This window comes from Nonomuraea polychroma, assembly GCF_004011505.1.
GTDB lineage: Bacteria > Actinomycetota > Actinomycetes > Streptosporangiales > Streptosporangiaceae > Nonomuraea > Nonomuraea polychroma.
This window is the reverse complement of sequence record NZ_SAUN01000001.1, coordinates 7,700,985-7,719,175: the sequence shown is the minus strand read 5'-3', so window position 1 is coordinate 7,719,175 and position 18,191 is coordinate 7,700,985. Positions and strand designations below refer to the sequence as shown.

Here is an 18,191-nt window from a genome sequence, read left to right as displayed (position 1 = left end):
GGTTCTTCTCAGATTTCCCAAAAAAGGCCAAAGGGCCCGGCTGGAGGCCGAGCCCTTTGGTACTGCTACTGAACGAGACCAGGTCTACGTTCCGATCCCAGCGAACTACGGGATGAGCTTGCCGGACCACGTGGCCGCAGCGGCCTTGTAGATCGCGGCGGTCTCACCGTCGAAGTAAGCAGAGGTCATCGTGTCGTAGCGGTTGTTGCCGTCGGTGTCGGCGATGATGCTGGTGACACCGTTGACGTAGCCGAGACGCTTGGCGTTGCTGTACTTGTACAGCCACGGGCCACCGGCGTAGCCACCGGTGACGGCGCACTTCAGCGCCACGTGCTCCTCGATCTTGTACTTCGCGATCTGGGAGGCCTTGGAGCCGGTCTTGCCGTAGCACCACTTCGGCGTGACACCCGTGTAGGGCTTGTTGCCGTCGGGGTGCGCACCCTGCGGGTAACCGAAGGTACGGACGTACTTACCGGTCGGCTGGTTCCACGCGAAGCCCTGCCCACCAACGTTGTCGCCGAGGCGGCCAACGCTCTTGAGCTTGTGGGAGATCACGAAGAAGTCGAGACGGTAGTACTTGGTGTCCTTGCCGGGCACGTACCACTTCTGGATGTAGTAGTGCGTGATGAAGTAGTTCCCGGCAGCGTCCGTACGCTTCTTGCCATCCCAGGCGTCGTGCTTGGCCTTGTCGACCTGCTCCTCGAGCGGGTCGCCCCAGATGAAGCCCTGGCCGCGGCCAGTGCCCTTCAGCTTGGCGGCCTCGTACTCCTTCTCGGTGACCTCGACCCGCTCGACGACAGCACCCGGGTAGTCGGGACCGACTTCCTTCGCGGCCTCGCCCGGCTTGCTGGTGTAGTACACCGCGTTCGGGGTGTTCTGGGCCTTGTCGTACTCGGGCTTGCCAACCTCGGTGGCCTTGACGTCAGTCTTCAGGCCCTTCTTGTTGGCGTCGACGTACTCCTCGTACGTGACCTTGTCCGCGGCGTTGAGCACGCCACCGATGCCGTCGTAGACGGTGACGAAGGCGTAGTCGCGGTCGAAGTCCTCGTACACGTCGAAGTCGTAGTGGGTGAAGGCCTGCTTACCCACGTAGAGGCCGAACGGAGTCTTGCCCTGGTAGTAACCGGGGACGAAGACCCAGCGGGACACGACCTCGTCGTTGCCGGCGATGTCGTACACGCAGTGACCGGCCGTGGCGACCAGGTTGCGGTACTGCGACTGGATCGAGGTGCCCGAGCACCAGTACAGGTTGCCGTCACGACCCTCGAAGAAAACCTTACCGATGGTCTTCGGCAGGTTCACGTTCTGGACCTTGGCGGTGGTCTTCTTCTCCTCGCCGATGGGAGCGGTGGAACCCGGCTTGGTGTCCGAGCTATAGCCACCCCCGCTCTTGATCTTGGAGACCTCGAGGGCGTCGGGGCTGAAGGCCTTGGCGCTGCGGAGCGCCTCGTTGTTCGACTTGGTCCAGAACTCGACGGTCTCGGCCGCCTTGGCCGCGGACGCGACGAGCGGGTCGCTCGCCATCGTCGGGTCGGCCTGGGCGGTGCTGGCCAGACCAGCAGCCAGCAGACCAGTGGCCAGAATGGCGCCACCGGCCGGGAGGAGGATGCGCTTCACAGGTAACTCCTTGCGCTGTCGTGGAACGCCTCTTGCGTCCCATGCGTCAGTAAAGGGATAGCCAGGAACATACAGTGTCGATCTTGAACTCGGGTAGTCGCTTTGGTGGGAAAAGATGCGACAAGCCGGGCGTGATCGTTCTGTGATGTTTAAGTGGCTGATGCGCAGGAGCTGAGAGAGGATCGCCCCATGACCGTTTGCCCTGATCAACATAAGGAAGTTGTCAATGTGGCGAACGAGGCGGAGGCATCCTCTTGATCCGGCCTTGCGGATGTATGTGACGCAGATCACATCTGATTGATGGCACCGTCTGGGCGTGGCGTGCGTCCAAGCGCCTTCACTTTGAGGGCGGAAAGCAGAAGGGCCCGGCGGATGCCGGGCCCTTTGCTAGCAACGGTTGCACGAACGGTTCATGACCGATCGCTGTACGTCACTCAGACAATCTTGCCGGACCAGACGTTGGCCGCAGCCTTGTAGACCGTGTTCGTCTCACCGTCGAAGTACGGCGAGGAGATGTAGTCCACGCGGCCGTTGCCGTCCTGGTCGTTGAAGGTGCTGGTGACACCGTTGAGGTAGCCCAGACGCTTGGTGTTGCTGTACTTGTACAGCCACGGGCCACCGTCGGCGCCCTCGGTCATGGCGCACTTGAGGGCGAGGTGCTCCTCGATCTTCTTGGCCGCGGAACCCTGCAGCTTCGAGGAGGTCTTGCCGTAGCACCACTTCGGCGTGATACCGGTGTAGTTCTTGTTGCCGTCGGGGTGCGGGGCAGCCGGGTAGCCGAACACGCGGACGTACTTGCCGGTGGGCTGGTTCCAGGCGAAGCCCTGCCCGCCGACGTTGTCACCGAGGCGACCCGCGTCCTTGGCGAATTCCTCGATCACGTAGTAGTCGACACGGTAGTACTTGGTGCTCGTGCCGGGGACGAACCACTGCTGGACGTAGTAGTGCGTGATGTAGTAGTTCCCGAACTTGTCCGGGCCGTCGCCCTTCTCGCCCGGGCCCTCGTACTTCGTCCAGGTGGCCTTGTCCACGTTCTCGACGATCGGGTCACCATAGATGAAGCCCTGGCCCCTGCCGGTGCCCTTGGCCTTGGCGGCCTCGTAGGCCTCCTTGGTGACTTCCTTCTTGTCGACGACGGCGCCGGGGTAGTCCGGACCCACGATCTTCGGGTCGGTCCCGGGCTTGGTGTCGTAGTACGGGTACTTGTTCGGGTCCTTGATGGCCGACTCGTACTCGTCCTTGCTGACCTCGGTCGCCTTGACATCGGTGACCTGGCCCTTGGCCTGAGCGGCCTTGTACTCGTTGATGGTCACCTTGGTGGCCTTGCCCGGACCGAGCTTGACGCCGTTGTACACGGTCACGAACGCGTAGTCGCGGTCGTAGTCCTCGTACACGTCGAAGTCGTAGTGCGTGAAGGCCTGCTTGCCGACGTAGATGCCCCACGGGGACTTGCCCTGGTAGTAGCCGGGGACGAAGACCCACTTGGACATGACGTCGGTGTTGTTGGCGGTGTCGTACACGCAGTGGCCGGCCGTGGCGACCAGGTTGCGGTACTTCGACTGGATCGAAGTGGCGGAGCACCACTTCTTCTCGCCCTTGCTGTTGATGAAGAAGACCTTGCCGATGGTCTTCGGCATGTTGACGTTCTGGACCTTGGCGGTGGTCTTCTTCTCCTGCCCGATCGGGGCGGTCGAGCCCGGCTTGGTGTCCGAGCTGTAGCCACCCTTGCTCTGCAGCTTGGCGACGTCGCCCTTGTCCCAGACGTTGGACTCGGTCGCGGCCTTAAGGGCAGCACCATTGTTGTCCGCCCAGAACTCGGCGATGGCCTTGGCGTTGGCCGCGCTCGTCGCCATCGGGTCGGCGGCGGTCGTCGGGTCAGCCTGGGCGGAGCCGGCCAGACCGGCAGCCAGAAGACCGGTAGCCATGATGGCGCCACCGGCGGGGATGAGGATGCGCTTCAAGGGAACTGCTCCTTGGTCTGTCGTGGGTCGCAACATGCGTCCCATGCGTCAGTAAAGGGATAGCAAGGAACATAGCCTGGTGATCTCCGCAGGTGAAACCCGGTTTGTGGCATCTGGTAGCCGCTGTTACCGCCGTTATCTCAGCGTTATCTGTCAGAGGCCGTTCCGTGTCGTTATCTGAAAGAGACGTTTTTGCAGGGTGTGTAGGGGATGCGGCATGTGGGACGGATGTTCCGTTAGCGTGATGTTGCACAGAGTAGTTACTTGAATGTGACTCAGATCACAGGAACCAGATTTGGGCCTGCTCCGTCTAACTAGGCCAAGTCCTCACAGGTGATCTTCAGGTATCGACCAGGAATGTCTATCTACATCCCATATGAGCATGTATGTCGGGATTTTTGGGCCGAGGGGTGCTTCTGGATGTGTCCCTAGGCCGTGTGCGGCACCTCTGTGTCGGGACGGTTCTTATCGCGGTCCGGCCAGAGTGCGGGCGATTCGTCGTGGGCCGGCGCGGCGCCCCGGCGTTCTTGGCTCTTGTAAGTGAGCTTGGGGCTTCGTGTTGACGTGTTCGTCTGTGCTTGGGGTTGTCGTGTTCAAGGTCGCGGCGAACTGGAGTCGCCGACAGAGCTGAGGCTGCTCGCCTTCGAAGCGACGCTCGGCCATGGGGTGACGCTCGCTCGTGTCACCAAGATCCAAGGAGAACGGCGATCACCGCCGACTCGAGCCCAGGGCCATTCCGAAGCGGCTACCCGGACTGGCTGCTGAGGCGGCGCGGTCGGGTCGTGCAGAGGCTCACCGGTGTGGCCCTCACGTTCCACCTGCTCGGCGTCTCGACGCGCTGGTCCTGACAGTGCGCTCCGGCCGGGCCGCGTCCACGGGCCGCACGCTGACGGGCAGGGCGTCGATTCAGTCAATGGGTCCGGATGGCACCCGAAGTTACTCATTCGTCGCCGTAATGGTTCCCGCCGCGTTGCCTCCCCGGGCGACCGTGATCGCTAAGGGGGTCCGTACCGTCAACGGGGAGAACCATAGTGAAACGCGTCTTGGCGCTGTTATGCGCCTTCATCGTCACGCTCGTCATGATGCCGCCGGCGCAGGCACACGCGTCGGCGTCCACCAGCACCCTCAAGCTCGCCTGGACCTACGTCGCCCTGGCCGACCCCAAGGCCTCCCACTGGAACAGCGCGGACGACGCGCTCGTGGGGACGGGCGTCCAGCCTCCCGGCGTGTTCCGCTCCTTCTTCCGCATGGACATCAGCCCGATGCACGGCAAGAAGCTGCTCCACGCCACCTTCCAGGGCTATCTCAACAGCGGCGCCTGCGACCCGAGCATCGAGCTCTGGCTGACCGGGGAGATCAGCCCGGAGACCACCTGGCTCAACCAGCCCGCCTGGACGCGGAACCTCGGCACCGGGACGGTCGCCGACGGCTTCGACTCCTGCTTCTTCAACTGGCGGATCAGTGACCTTGTGCGGGAAGCCGCCGCACGCGGCGAGCGGCACCTGACCTTCGGACTGCGTGCTGCCAGTGAGGTCGGGCCGCGCAATCTGCGAGTCTTCGAGACCGATCAGGTCAACCACCCGTACTGGGGCCGCTTCAGCACGCCGGTGCTGCGCTTCTTCTACAACACCGTGCCTGAGGTGCCCACCGATCCGGCCATCAACCTCAACGACTCCTGCGGGCCGGAACCGCGCCCGGCGACGAGGTTCGTCTCCACCACGACGCCCACCCTCGGCGCCGAACTCGTCAACCCCGATCGGGTGCATGGCGACCGCGTGTCGGCGCGCTTCGAGTGGGCTGACTCCTCCGGCACTGTCCTGGGCTCGGCGACCTCCGCTTCCGGCTCGGAGGGCAGGCACTGCACCGAGATCCCCGAAGGGCTGCTCGCCGATGGCCAGACCTACCAGTGGCGGGTGCGCGCCGAGGATCACTACCAGGAGCCGGAGACCCTGGAGATGCTCAGCGACGCCAGTGACTGGACGGCCTGGCAGGAGTTCACTGTCGACGTCACCCGGCCCACGCTGCCGGCGATCGCCTCCGAGACCTATCCGGAGAACGCGACGGGCGGGCTGGTCGGCACGCCCGGTGTGTTCACCTTCTCTCCCGGCGAGTCCACCGACGTCGTGTCCTTCAGGTATCGGCTCGTACCGGCCAGCCTCCCACCCCAGCAGGTGACGGCCGACGCCGAGGGGAGGGCCAGCGTGACCCTCACCCCGACGTCCACCTTCCGCAACACCCTGTACGTCAGAGCGGAAGACCGGGCCGGCAACGTCGGGCCGGAGCGGGCCTACTCCTTCACCCCGAGGCGGAACCCGGCGCCGCTGATCACCTCGACCGTCTACCCGGAGAACGCGTCCGGCGGCGGCGCCGGCGTGCCCGGCGAGTTCACCTTCTCGCCCAACGGCGCGCAGGACGTCGTCGCGTACGGCTATCGCCTGGGCTCCGGCGAGACGCTCCGGACCCCCGCCGACACACCCACCGTGACCATCACGCCCGGCACCGCCGGTCCTCACACGCTGTCGGTGTGGAGCATCGATGCCCGCGGCTACCTGAGCTGGACACGTAACTACTCCTTCACTGTGAATTAGCGCCTTCACCATGAACTAGCGCTCGACCAGCACGACCACCACATCCCGCCGCACGCGCGTCCGCCGCTTGGCCCTTGTCAGGGCGAGCACGATGCCGTGGCGCGGCGGGTTGTGTGGGCTGCCGTTTCCCGACTGGGCTAGGACTGGGGCTGCGGGCGGCGTCCGACATTCGCGGATGGCCAACTGGACCTCGTTGATCATCGTCGCGCGGATCCAGCTTGCCTCGCCTGTGGGCCGACGGTCTCTGCACCGGCCCTGAGAGGAACCAGCATGCCGGGTAGCGGGTCCCCGGCGTGGTTACGGCAGCAGGGGTAGGCCGCTCAGAGGCGGCTTTGGGGAGAGCGAATCCTTCCGGCCCAAGCGGGCTGTTTCCGTCCGGTGATGAGGCCGTGATCCCTTCATAGGAAACGGATCGCTCTCTCGTTGGTAATGCCCTAGTGAACCCTTTTCATCTCTATACGGTCTGCGCGACGCGGTGGTTTTGAAGGACGGCGATGGCCTTGCAGAGGTGGCTGGCCTTGGACGGGCTGCAACGTTGCTTGCGGAGGATTTTCCAGCTCTTCAGCTGGGCGTTCGCGCGTTCGCCGGGACCGCGGAGCTTGGCGTGGGAGCGGTTGGCCTGCTTTTGTGACTCGGGCTTGTCCTTGCCCTTGTAGGGCGTGAGGACCGGGTCCTCGGCCCTCTGATATGCCTTGTCCGCCAGGGTGATGATCCCTGCCTTTTCCAGCGCGCGCAGGATGCCCCAGATGCGGGCGGCGCTCAGCTCATGCGTCTTGCCGGGCAGCGCGCCCGAGGTCCACAGGATGGTCCCGTCTGGTGGGGCGATGACCTGCACGTTCATCCCGTGCACGCGATGCTTGCCGGAGAAGTAGGGCCGGTCGGCCTTGATCCGGTCGGTACGGATCAGCGTGCCGTCCAGCACCAGATAGTGCAGCCCGTTCCGCTTCGCCTTCCGTAACGCCTGCCCGAGCTTGGATGAGCGCGCCGACAACAGCGCCACCGTCTCCTCCACGTACCGCCAGGTGGTGCACGTTGAGACTCCGAAACCGGCCGCAAGGTCGGTGTACGTCTCACCTTTGCGCAGGTAGACCAGCACCAGCAGGGCCTGCTGGCCGGGGTTGAGTATCCGCCAGAGCGATCCGATCGCCTTACGGTGGCGCCGGATCATCCCGGCGACATAGTTGAGCATTGAGCGCGACAAATCGACGGCAGCACGATAGAACAGCACCCGAAGCTCCTGGTGATGACGGCGATGATTGTGGTGATCAACCCCTCTACCAGGAGCTTCTTCACGTCTCCAGCCGAACCACCGCATCGCGATCATGCTGTGACCAGGGCACGCCTCCAGGAGGTTGGAAAAGGTTCAGTGATCCGTCAGCGCCTGGTCGGCCTGTGCCTGCTCCTGCTAGCCCTGACCGCTGGCTGCGGGCTGGCCGACCTGGCTAACGCCTGTGCGGCGCGTTGGTTGAGAGGCGCCGTTGAGTATCCCCTATGTCCGCCTGTGACCAGGTCAAACTCGTGCACCACTCCCGTGGACGCAACCCTGCGGCGGGGTGCTCCAGGCAGGGTGCGAGCTATCGACGCTCTCGTTCTGATCAGGCACAACGGCTTACCAGTGTGACGTTAGTCACAGACGTGAAAGACGTGCGTTCCTGCAAGCTGCGCCGATATCGCGTTGCATTTGTTCCGTTCCAAGCAGTAGGGGGCCAGCGTTCGCGGAGGGATCTATGCACCGATTGACTGCTGGGCTATACAAGGGGTGATCTTCTTTATGTCGATCTTACGGTGGGCATCGGAGCGCATTCGCCTCTCGTTTCGGCTGCGCCCCTTCACGGCAGGAGCAGTGACGCATGCGTGCGCGAAATCGGTCGAGTGGCGTGATGGGGCGCAGCGGTTTTGGGCTGAATCGGAAGGGCCGCCTGCGAGCCAGGATCACCGTAGTCCTAGTGGCCGCGCTCATTCCGAGCCTGATCCAGTTACAGATAGAGCCTGCGGTGGCCGATCCGGTCGGCGCGCGCCTCGATATTCCGCAGTCGCCCACCAAGGGTGCGTCGAGTAGCGTCCCCGTTCAGCAGACGGGCACCGCCAAGAACCTGCCCCACTTGGTCGGCCCCGAGGCCACCCAGACCAGCATTGACACCGCCACCGTGAAAGCCGGCAAGCGCCCCAAGGGGGTGTTACCGCTGGACGAGCCGCACGAACTCGCCGATTCGTCCAGCGAAGGCCTGAAGACCCCACCACCTCTCCCTGAGGAGTTCGAGCCGGAGCTCGCCGCTCCCATCGGGAACGCGCCAGCCGCTGTCCCTCCCGCCCCGAACGCATCGTCCGCCGCTCCGCTGCCTCGCCCGGCCGCGGCCCGGTCCGGTGTCAAAGAACGAACCCGAGATGCACAAGTGGCGATTACCTTGGCGGAGCCGACGGTGGGGGCTCCGGGGTCGTCGGGGCAGTTGGCGTCGGGCTTGTGGACGTTTTCGTCGTTGACGCCGCGGTTTTGGGCGCCGGTTAGGGATCCTGAGTGTCGTGGGATGGCGCTGGCGGTGGAGGTGGAGCATGATCCGTCGGCTGCGGGTCAGGGTAGTGGTCTGATTTGGTCGGCTCAGAGTGACTTCGTTACTGGGTGGTGCGAGACGACGATTGATAGTCCGGTGATGCCTTCGGGCAAGCTGCAGGACGGGTGGTTGATTCGGTGGCGTATCCGAGGGCTGGCGGGAAGTTCGGCGTCTTCGGTTGCTGGGCCTTGGTCGGAGTGGCAGGCAGGCAAGGTCGACACTAGTAAGCCGACGGTGGGGGGCGTGTCGTCGTCGGGGCAGTTGGCGTCGGGCTTGTGGACGTTTTCGTCGTTGACGCCGCGGTTTTGGGCGCCGGTTAGGGATCCTGAGTGTCGTGGGATGGCGCTGGCGGTGGAGGTGGAGCATGATCCGTCGGCTGCGGGTCAGGGTAGTGGTCTGATTTGGTCGGCTCAGAGTGACTTCGTTACTGGGTGGTGCGAGACGACGATTGATAGTCCGGTGATGCCTTCGGGCAAGCTGCAGGACGGGTGGTTGATTCGGTGGCGTATCCGAGGGCTGGCGGGAAGTTCGGCGTCTTCGGTTGCTGGGCCTTGGTCGGAGTGGCAGGCAGGCAAGGTCGACACTAGTAAGCCGACGGTGGGGGGCGTGTCGTCGTCGGGGCAGTTGGCGTCGGGGTTGTGGACTTTCTCATCGCTGACGCCGGCGTTTTCGGCGAGTGTCTCCGATCCTGAGTGTCGGGGTATGGCCGTGGCTGTCGAGGTTGAGCATGATCCATCAGCTGCTGGGCAAGGCAGTGGTCTGATCTGGTCGGCCCAAAGCTCTTTCGTCACCGGATACTGCTCAACAAGCATCGGCACTTCGGCCATGCCTTCGGGCAAGCTGCAGGACGGGTGGTTGATTCGGTGGCGTATCCGAGGGCTGGCGGGAAGTTCGGCGTCTTCGGTTGCTGGGCCTTGGTCGGAGTGGCAGGCAGGCAAGGTCGACACTAGTAAGCCGACGGTGGGGGGCGTGTCGTCGTCGGGGCAGTTGGCGTCGGGGTTGTGGACTCTCTCATCGCTGACGCCGGCGTTTTCGGCGAGTGTCTCCGATCCTGAGTGTCGGGGTATGGCCGTGGCTGTCGAGGTTGAGCATGATCCATCAGCTGCTGGGCAAGGCAGTGGTCTGATCTGGTCGGCCCAAAGCTCTTTCGTCACCGGATACTGCTCAACAAGCATCGGCACTTCGGCCATGCCTTCGGGCAAGCTGCAGGACGGGTGGTTGATTCGGTGGCGTATCCGAGGGCTGGCGGGAAGTTCGGCGTCTTCGGTTGCTGGGCCTTGGTCGGAGTGGCAGGCAGGAAAAGTGGAGGTGAACAGGCCAGCAGGAAATGGGCTCGGGGCCTTGCCCGCGACTCAAGGCTCAAGCGGATGGGTTCTTTCCTCGCTGACTCCTTGGCTGTACATGAAGGTCACTGATCCCGGAGGCTCTGCTTCGTACCTTGCCGCGGAGATTGAGCATGATCCATTGTCGTCGGGGCAGGGCAGTGGGCTTATCTGGGCAGGTACAGGAGGGACCTCGTATGCGTCGGGCTCCAACGCATGGGTGCAAGTGCCTGCTGGGAAGCTCGCAGATGGGTGGCTAATCCGCTGGCGCGTGCGTGGAGTCACCACGACGGGAACCAGTGGCGTGTGGTCGGAGTGGCAGTCGGCCACAGTTGACCTGAAGAAACCCTCTGTCGCTGGGCTGGGAGTCACGCCAGGTACGCAAGGCGCAGGTGCATGGACGATCCCCTCGCTGACGCCGTGGGTGTACGCAAAGGTTAGCGATCCCGAGTCGCGTGGTTCATATCTGAGCGTTGAGATCGAGCACGATCCCGCAGCGACCGGCCAGGGCACTGGGCAAATCTGGGCAGGCAAGGGGTCGAAGGCGTACGACTCAGGCTCAAATGCGTGGGTGCAGATTCCCGCCGGCAAGCTGAATGATGGCTGGCTGGTGCGATGGCGGGTCCGCGGTGAGACCGCCTCTGGCGTCGCAGGACCGTGGTCAGATTGGCAGCCGACAAGGGTTGACCTGAACAAGCCGTCGATCGAGGGACTCGGGATGGACCCAGCGGTACGAGGTACGGCATCGTGGACGGCTGCCACCTTGACGCCATGGCTCTACGCGAAAGTCACCGACCCGGAAAATCGTAGGTCCGTCCTCAACGTCGAGGTCGAACATGATCCGACCGTGGCGGAGCAGGGATCGGGCTTGATCTGGGCAGGCTCGTCGTCGACGTCGTATGCATCTGGTACGAACGCGTGGGCCGTGATGCCAGCCGATAAGTTGAAGGACGGCTGGCTGATTCGCTGGCGGGTTCGGGCTACCACGACCTCGGGCATGAGCAGCCCATGGTCGGACTGGGTGTATGCCAAGATCAGTGCCCTGCCGTTCGAGACGTTCTCGCCGGCGAACAATAGCCAGGTTGACACGTTGACGCCGGTGCTGTCGGCGAACGCCCGCCCGTTGAACGAAGCGCCGGTGAAGTACTGGTTCCAGGTGTGTGAGGGCTCGGCGCCGAATTGGACGTGGTGCGAGGACTCCAAGGAGTGGACCACCTCGGGTGCATGGCGGGTGCCGGACAAGAAGTTGGCCTGGGGTAAGACGTACTCGTGGATGGCCAAGGCCGCCACGACCTACACAACGGTGACGTCGGCTTGGCGCACCTTCACCCCGTCTCCGGAGCAGGGCAGCATCAACGCGCTACTCGCCGGGGGCACGCAGGGCCGGGACTTCAACCACACTTCGGGCAACTACGCCCACACGGCGACCGACGCCACGGTGGCGGTGGTGGGTCCACCGCTGTCAGTGACCCGTACCTACAACAGCCTGGACCTGCGCACTGACGGTGTGTTCGGTGCGGGCTGGACCACCCGGTGGGACATGCGGATCGAGGTCGAGCCGCAGGGCAACCTGCTGGTGACCTACCCCTCGGGTGAGCAACTACGGTTTGCGCCCAAGGGCGACGGCAGCTTCGCCGCCCCAGCGGGCACGTTCGCCACTCTGGCCGCGGAGACGGCGGGCGGTTGGCGGCTGATGGACAAGTCCGCCACGTCCTACTGGTTCGACGCCTCCGGCCGTCTCTCCAAGATCAGTGACCATCGGGGACGGTCTCAGGACCTCACCCGCGACGCAGACGGCAAACTAACCAAGGTGACCGCGACAGGGGGCCGGTCGCTGACGTTCACCTGGACGGGCAGCCACGTGAACAGCGTGTCCACTGACCCGGTCGACGGCAAGGCGCTGACCTGGACCTACGCCTATGAAGGCGACCAGCTCATCAAGGTGTGCCCGCCGACCTCGGACACCGCATGCACCACCTACGCCTACACGCCGGCTTCGCGGTACAAGAGCGTCGTGCTGGACTCGGCGCCGGAGTACTACTACCGGCTGAACGAGACTGCCACCACGACCGGGACGAAGGTCGCCTCCTCGGCGGGCTGGAACATCACCGAGGAGCAGGCCAAGCTCACCGGCACCACCCCAGCCGACCTGGGCGTGGGCGTGACAGGTGCGTTGGGCGGGTCGCCGGATCCGGCGATGCGGTTCAAGGGCGCGGCCACCTCTACCTTCGTCCAGTTGCCCCGCTCGACGATCAGTGGGCAGGGTGGCGAGTTGGCGGTAGAAGCCTGGTTCAAGACCACTGCCTCCGGCACGATCATCGGGATGCAGAACTCGGCCGACAACACCCCGTCGGCGTTCACCCCGGTGGTGTATGTCGGCACTGACGGCAAGCTGCGCGGCCAGTTCTACACCGGTGCGCACACTCCGATCATCTCCACCGCGGCCGTGAACGACGGCACCTGGCATCACGTGGTGCTGTCGGGCCGCAAGGACACCCAGACCCTGTTCCTGGACGGCGCCCAGATCGGCACCCTGTCCGGCGAGATCAAGCACGGTGATCAGTGGGAGACCCGGATCGGGTCTGGCTACGGCAGTACGGCGTGGCCCTCCACGACCACCTCGACCAAGGTGTTCCCGTTCAACGGCGACATTGATGAGGTCGCGGTGTACGGCAAGGCGCTCGGCACGCCGACGGTGCAACGGCACTACGCCGCACGCAACGCCCAGGCGCAGCTGACCAAGGTCACGATGCCGTCGGGCCGGGTAGACGCGGACAACGCCTACGCTGCTGACGGCGGACGCCTGGTGACCCATGTCGATGCCAACGGCGGCAAGTGGACATTGTCCGAGCGGGTTTATGCCAAGCAGACCACCATCTCCACCTTCGCCACCGTGACGGTGACGGATCCGCACAACCGCGTCGTCACGTATGTCAGCGATGCGCAGCGCGGCAACCGGCCAGTATCGGAGACCGACCAGGTGGGGGCGACCACGAAGTGGGCCTACGACGTCGGCGGATATCCGGCCAAGGTGTTCGACGCCAATAACAACGTGGTCGAGCTGGCCTACAACGCGCGCGGGAACCTGCTGTCGAAGAAGACTTGTCGTACGGCTGGCGCCAACTGTTCGACGGAGCACTACAGCTACTTCATCGACGCCGACAAGCCGTTCGATCCACGTAATGATGTGAAGATTGCTGAGCGTGACGGGCGGTCGGCTTCGGCGACGGACGAGACGTATATGACCTCTTGGGCGTACAACGCTTTCGGTGAGGAGATCAAGGCCACCACCCCGGCGACAGAGGACTTCCCGGTCGGCCGTACCGCGACCAAGACCTACACCGACGGCACGGAAGCGGCGGCCAATGGCGGCACCATGCCCGCCGGTTTGGTGAAGTCGGCCAAGGACTACAAGGGCAACGAGACCGTCTACGCCTACACCGCCGCGGGTGATCTCGCGGCCGAGACCACCCCGTCGGGGCTGGTGAAGAGGTACGCTCACGACGCGATCGGCCGGGTGATCTCCACCACCGAGATCTCCACGGCGCACCCGGAGGGCGTCACCACCGCGGTCACCTATGACGGCCTGGGCAGGGTGCTGACCAAGACCGGGCCGGGCGTGAAGAACGAGGTCACCGGCAAGACGCACACGTTGCGCTGGTCTGCCACCTACGACGCCGACGGCCTGGTATTGACCGAGACCAGCGAGGATCTGACCGGCGGCGATGAGGCCCGCACCACGACCTACACCTACGACACCTACGGTCGGCAGGAGACGGTCACTGGCCCGGGGGGCGGGATACAGCGCTTCGCCTACGACCACAAGGGTCAGAAGGTCAGCTCCACCGACGCGCGCGGAACGACGTTGCACTACACCTACACGCCGCGCGGCGAGCTGGCCACCACGGTGCTGAAGGGGTGGACCGGCAGCCCGGTCGACCCCCAACCCGCGGCGGACGTGGTGATGGAGTCCAAGGCCTACGACCCGGCGGGCCGACTGGCGTCCACGACTGATGCGATGGGTCGTACGACCGCCTACACCTACTACACCGACAACCTGCCGTTCGAGGCCATCGCCAAGGGCGCCAAACTGAACGGCTCCACCACTGGCCGGGATGTCGTGCTGGACTCGAGGGTGTATGACGCCGCCGGTCAGCTCACCCGGCAAACCGCCAGTGGCGGCACGCTGCGTATCGACGCCGTCTACGACGCGGCGGGACGCATCAGTTCGCGGGTGGTCGACCCCGACGTGCTGGCTCGCAAGTCGGCCTTCGCCTATGACGCCAACGGCAACGTGATCAGGGCGACGCAGACCGGAGCGGGAACCAGCCGCAGTGAGGTAACCGAGTACGCCTACGATGCGCTGAACAAGCCGATTCGGCAGACGGTGCGCAACGATGGCGCGGACCTGGTCACCACGTTGACGACTGATGATCGTGGCCTGGTGGTTGGCATGACAGATCCGCGCGGCAACGGGGGCGGGGCCAACGCGGCAGACTTCACCACGCACGTGTCCTACAACGCGCTCGGGCTGCCGGTCCGGATGCAATTGCCGGCCGTACAGGTGGAACGGAATGGCGGGGCCCCGGCAAGTGAGAGACCCACCTCGAAGATCGGCTACAACACTTTTGGTGAGCGCACCCACCAGATCGATCCGGAGGGCCGCACCACCACAGCCACTTACGACCGAGCGGGCCGCGTCACGGCGCAGACCCTCCCGTCCTACACGCCGCCAGGCGGGCAACTGATCACCCCGACCGCGACCGCTGAATACGACACGGCCGGTCAGCTGATCAAGGCCACCAGCTCGCGCGGGAAGACCACCACCGCCACCTACGACGCTTTGGGCCGCAAGGTGCAGGTGATCGACCCGCCCGCCGCTGGTGCGGCGGCCGGAACGTGGACGTTCGGCTACGACCTGCTCGGCGAGGCGCTGTGGACGGTGGACCCGACCGGAGCCCGGTCGGAATCGACCTACGATGACCTCGGTCGGCAGATCACGCTGAGCACGATCGAGCGCAAGCCCACACCGGGCATCTACGTCACCAAGCTGGAATACGACGATGCCGGCCGGCTGATCAAGACCACCCGCCCCACCGGCGACTCGTCCACGCGGGCCTATGACGCGACTGGAGGGCTGGCCAAGCACACCGACGCGCTCGGCAACGCCACCACCTTCGGCTACGACCTGGCCGGACGCGCCACCACGACCACCAACGCACTCGGGCTCACCTCCCAGGCCCTTTACGACCTGGCCGGCCGCAAGATCGAGACCCGCGAACTGGACGCCAACGGCACGGTGCTGCGTACCCGGAAGATCGGTTACGACCTGGCTGGCAACCCGATCAGCAACACCTCAGGTGAGGGGCACACCGTCACCCGCTCCTTCGACGCGGCCAACCGCATGACCCACCTGGTTGAGCCAGTCTCCGCGACAGAGCAGATTACCAGCACCTTCGGCTACGACGCCGCCGGCGCGCAGACCCGGGGGACCAACGGGCGCGGGCACTCCACCTACACCGCCTACAACAGCCTCGGCCTCGTGGAGACGGTGATCGAGCCGGCCACCGCGCAGCACCCGGATCTGAAGGACCGCACCTGGACCGCCACCTACGACGCGGGCGGCAACCCGACTGTCACCCTGGCCCCCGGCGGGGTGCGCGTCGAGCGCACCTTCGACGAGCTCAACCGGCTCATCAAGCAGACGGGGACCGGCGCTGAGGCCGAGACCGAGGCCAAGACGTTTGGCTACGACCAGGCCGGACGCCTGATCACCGCGAATGATCTGACCTTCACCCTCAACGACCGCGGCCAGTTGCTTAAGTCCAGCAGCGCCGTCGCTGGCGATCTTAACGTGTACGCCTACGATGCCAACAGCCGACTCGTGCAGCGCGTCGACGGCACTGGTACCTCCACCTTTACGTGGGACAACGGCGACCGGCTCACCCAATCGGTGGACCCAGTCTCCGGAACCACCATTGACTACAGCTACGACAAGGCCAACCGCCTGACCGGCATGGCCTACGGCGCGGGCGGTGCCCGCCGCACCTACAGCTATGACGATTTGAACCGGCTCACCAAGGACACGCTGACCACGTCAGCTGCGGCACCAATCGCGTCCATCGAGTACGGCTACGACCTGGACGACAACATGACGTCCAAGACCACCGCCGGAACCGCTGGTGGCGGGAAGAACACCTATACCTATGACTGGGCCAACCGGCTCACCTCCTGGACGGGGCCCGACAGGGTCAAGACCGATTACGGCTGGGACGCAGCCGGCAACCGGATCAAGGCGGGCGACAAGACTTATGCCTACGACGAACGCAACAGGCTGACCGCGGGCGATGGGCGTACCTACATCTACACCGCTCGCGGGACCCTTGCCGAAGAAGGCGGCGGCATGGTCCGCATTACCAAGTTCGACGCCTTCGAACGCATGGTCAGTGACGACAGCGTGCAGTATGACTATGACGCCCTCGACCGGGTCGAAACCCGCACTCAAAGCGGCAAGACCCAGCGCATGACCTACGACGGCACCACCAACAACCTCGTCACCGTCACCGACGGCGCCACAGGTACCAAGACCGCAATGTTCGGCCGGGACGCCCTCGGCCGCACCCTCGGCCTGTCGGACGGCGCCGGCGCCCAGCTCGCGTTCTGTGACCTGCGCGGCGACCTCATCGGAGCCTTTACCGCCACCGGCACCTCACTAATCGACTCGGTCGCCTACAACCCCTTCGGGGAGGTCATCACGCGCACCGGAGCAGCCCACACCCTCGGATACCAGGGCGGCTACACCGACCCCAGCACCGGCAAGATCAACATGGCCGCTCGCTGGTACCAGCCCACCACCGGCAGCTTCATCAGCCGCGACACCCTCACCCAAAACCCCGACCCCTCCGTCCAAATCAATCGCTACACCTACACCAACGACAATCCCCTCACCAATATCGACCCTGACGGCCACAAGAAGCAGACAGCAAAGAAAGTGACATGTCCTGCAGGCTCGAAGAAGGGTAAGGGTCTTATATGTGCCGATGCGGTAGTTGAATATAACGATTGCCGTGATGCGGGCAACAAGAAAAAGCACTGTCAGGACATGAAGGTTGACTACGTCGAATGTCGCAATGAGAAGAAGACGGGGAAAGTCCTGTGCTCTGAGTATGCCGACAATTATATTGACTGCCGCATCGGCAGTAACGGTAATCATCCTGCGACACCGCGGAGTCACGGCACCTGCTCAGGCGCCAACAGGGAACAACGTCGATGCTCCCTGGAACGGGACCGCAACAGTGGATACGGCGCCAGCAACAGCGACTGTGAGATCGCTCGAAATGACTACATCTCGTGCAGGGGTGACAAGAAGAATCGCGATGATCACAAGATATGTAGCGAATATGCTGAGCTGAACAACAAATGCAGAAAGCATGACGCCAGTATTTGCGGTGACAACCTGAACAACATGCTTAAGTGCTACGCGAGAGGGCTGTCGGAAAACGAATGTGCCTTCGGTGCGAACGTTAACTATCACTGTCGGGGAAGTGTAAAAGCTGGCGACCTTAATAATGCAAGCATTTGTGAAGCGACATGGAATACGTTCCTTGAAGAATGTGTGGGTATATCAGGACTTGAGAAGTCCGGCTGCACGAAGGGCAGGGATTGGCAGGATGTGTCTTACACTATCTGTGAGAAGCCGGCAAATAATTACAACTGCGTCGGCTATATTAGCGGTAAGGATGCAGCTGCCATTCTGGAGAACAAAGAGAACGTAGACCTCCTTGTTTTCGCGGCTGGCATGGATCTCTGTGCAGCAGTGCTAGGCCCCGGACAGCCCTACATTGGCGGTATCTGTGGGGCGGCTAAAGTCCTTGCCGATTCGGTCGCCAAGGTAATCGACCAGATCAAGAAGGATGCCATTGCCGAGGCTCTGGCCGGCAGTGCTAAGCACGGTGAGGCGGGAGGGATTCAGCTCGTCATGAATATGAGTATTTGCACCCCGGTTGCGTATGAAGCGGCAGTGGAATCTCATTGCGATCCAAAATCCCCATACGCCAAGAAAACGACATACAAGCCCCTATGACGGCGAGGTAGACGATGCGAAGGAGAATGGCCAACAGTTTCGCGGGAGGAGATGATTCTGTGGCCCCCCTT

At 63.9% G+C, this 18,191-nt stretch carries 6 protein-coding genes; 2 read left to right on the top strand and 4 right to left on the bottom strand.

Annotated features, from left to right (window positions below; all coding sequences use genetic code 11):
* Positions 1-105 precede the first annotated feature (105 nt).
* Together EDD27_RS35120 and EDD27_RS35115 are read right to left on the bottom strand one after the other, a co-directional pair.
* Positions 106-1,617, bottom strand: a complete 1,512-nt coding sequence (locus EDD27_RS35120; RefSeq protein WP_127936211.1) for a trypsin-like serine peptidase — start codon at positions 1,615-1,617, stop codon at positions 106-108.
* Positions 1,618-2,051: 434 nt separating this feature from the next.
* Entirely contained in the window at positions 2,052-3,578 is a 1,527-nt protein-coding gene (locus EDD27_RS35115) for a trypsin-like serine peptidase (RefSeq protein ID WP_127936210.1), read from the bottom strand.
* Positions 3,579-4,609: 1,031 nt separating this feature from the next.
* Here EDD27_RS35115 and EDD27_RS35110 point away from each other — a divergent pair.
* Positions 4,610-6,166: a hypothetical protein gene (locus EDD27_RS35110; RefSeq protein ID WP_127936209.1), complete on the top strand. Its 1,557-nt coding sequence runs from the start codon at positions 4,610-4,612 to the stop codon at positions 6,164-6,166.
* 454 nt (positions 6,167-6,620) lie between these two features.
* Here the strand turns inward: EDD27_RS35110 and EDD27_RS35105 are convergent, their stop codons facing one another.
* Together EDD27_RS35105 and EDD27_RS54750 are read right to left on the bottom strand one after the other, a co-directional pair.
* Positions 6,621-7,394, bottom strand: a complete 774-nt coding sequence (locus EDD27_RS35105) for a transposase family protein (RefSeq protein ID WP_127941169.1) — start codon at positions 7,392-7,394, stop codon at positions 6,621-6,623.
* Positions 7,395-9,125: 1,731 nt separating this feature from the next.
* Positions 9,126-9,905, bottom strand: a complete 780-nt coding sequence (locus EDD27_RS54750) for a hypothetical protein (RefSeq protein ID WP_164903924.1) — start codon at positions 9,903-9,905, stop codon at positions 9,126-9,128.
* A gap of 703 nt (positions 9,906-10,608) precedes the next feature.
* On the opposite strand from EDD27_RS54750, the gene EDD27_RS35100 reads away from it, so the two are divergent.
* Positions 10,609-18,120: an RHS repeat-associated core domain-containing protein gene (locus EDD27_RS35100; protein WP_164903923.1), complete on the top strand. Its 7,512-nt coding sequence runs from the start codon at positions 10,609-10,611 to the stop codon at positions 18,118-18,120.
* Positions 18,121-18,191: the final 71 nt, after the last annotated feature.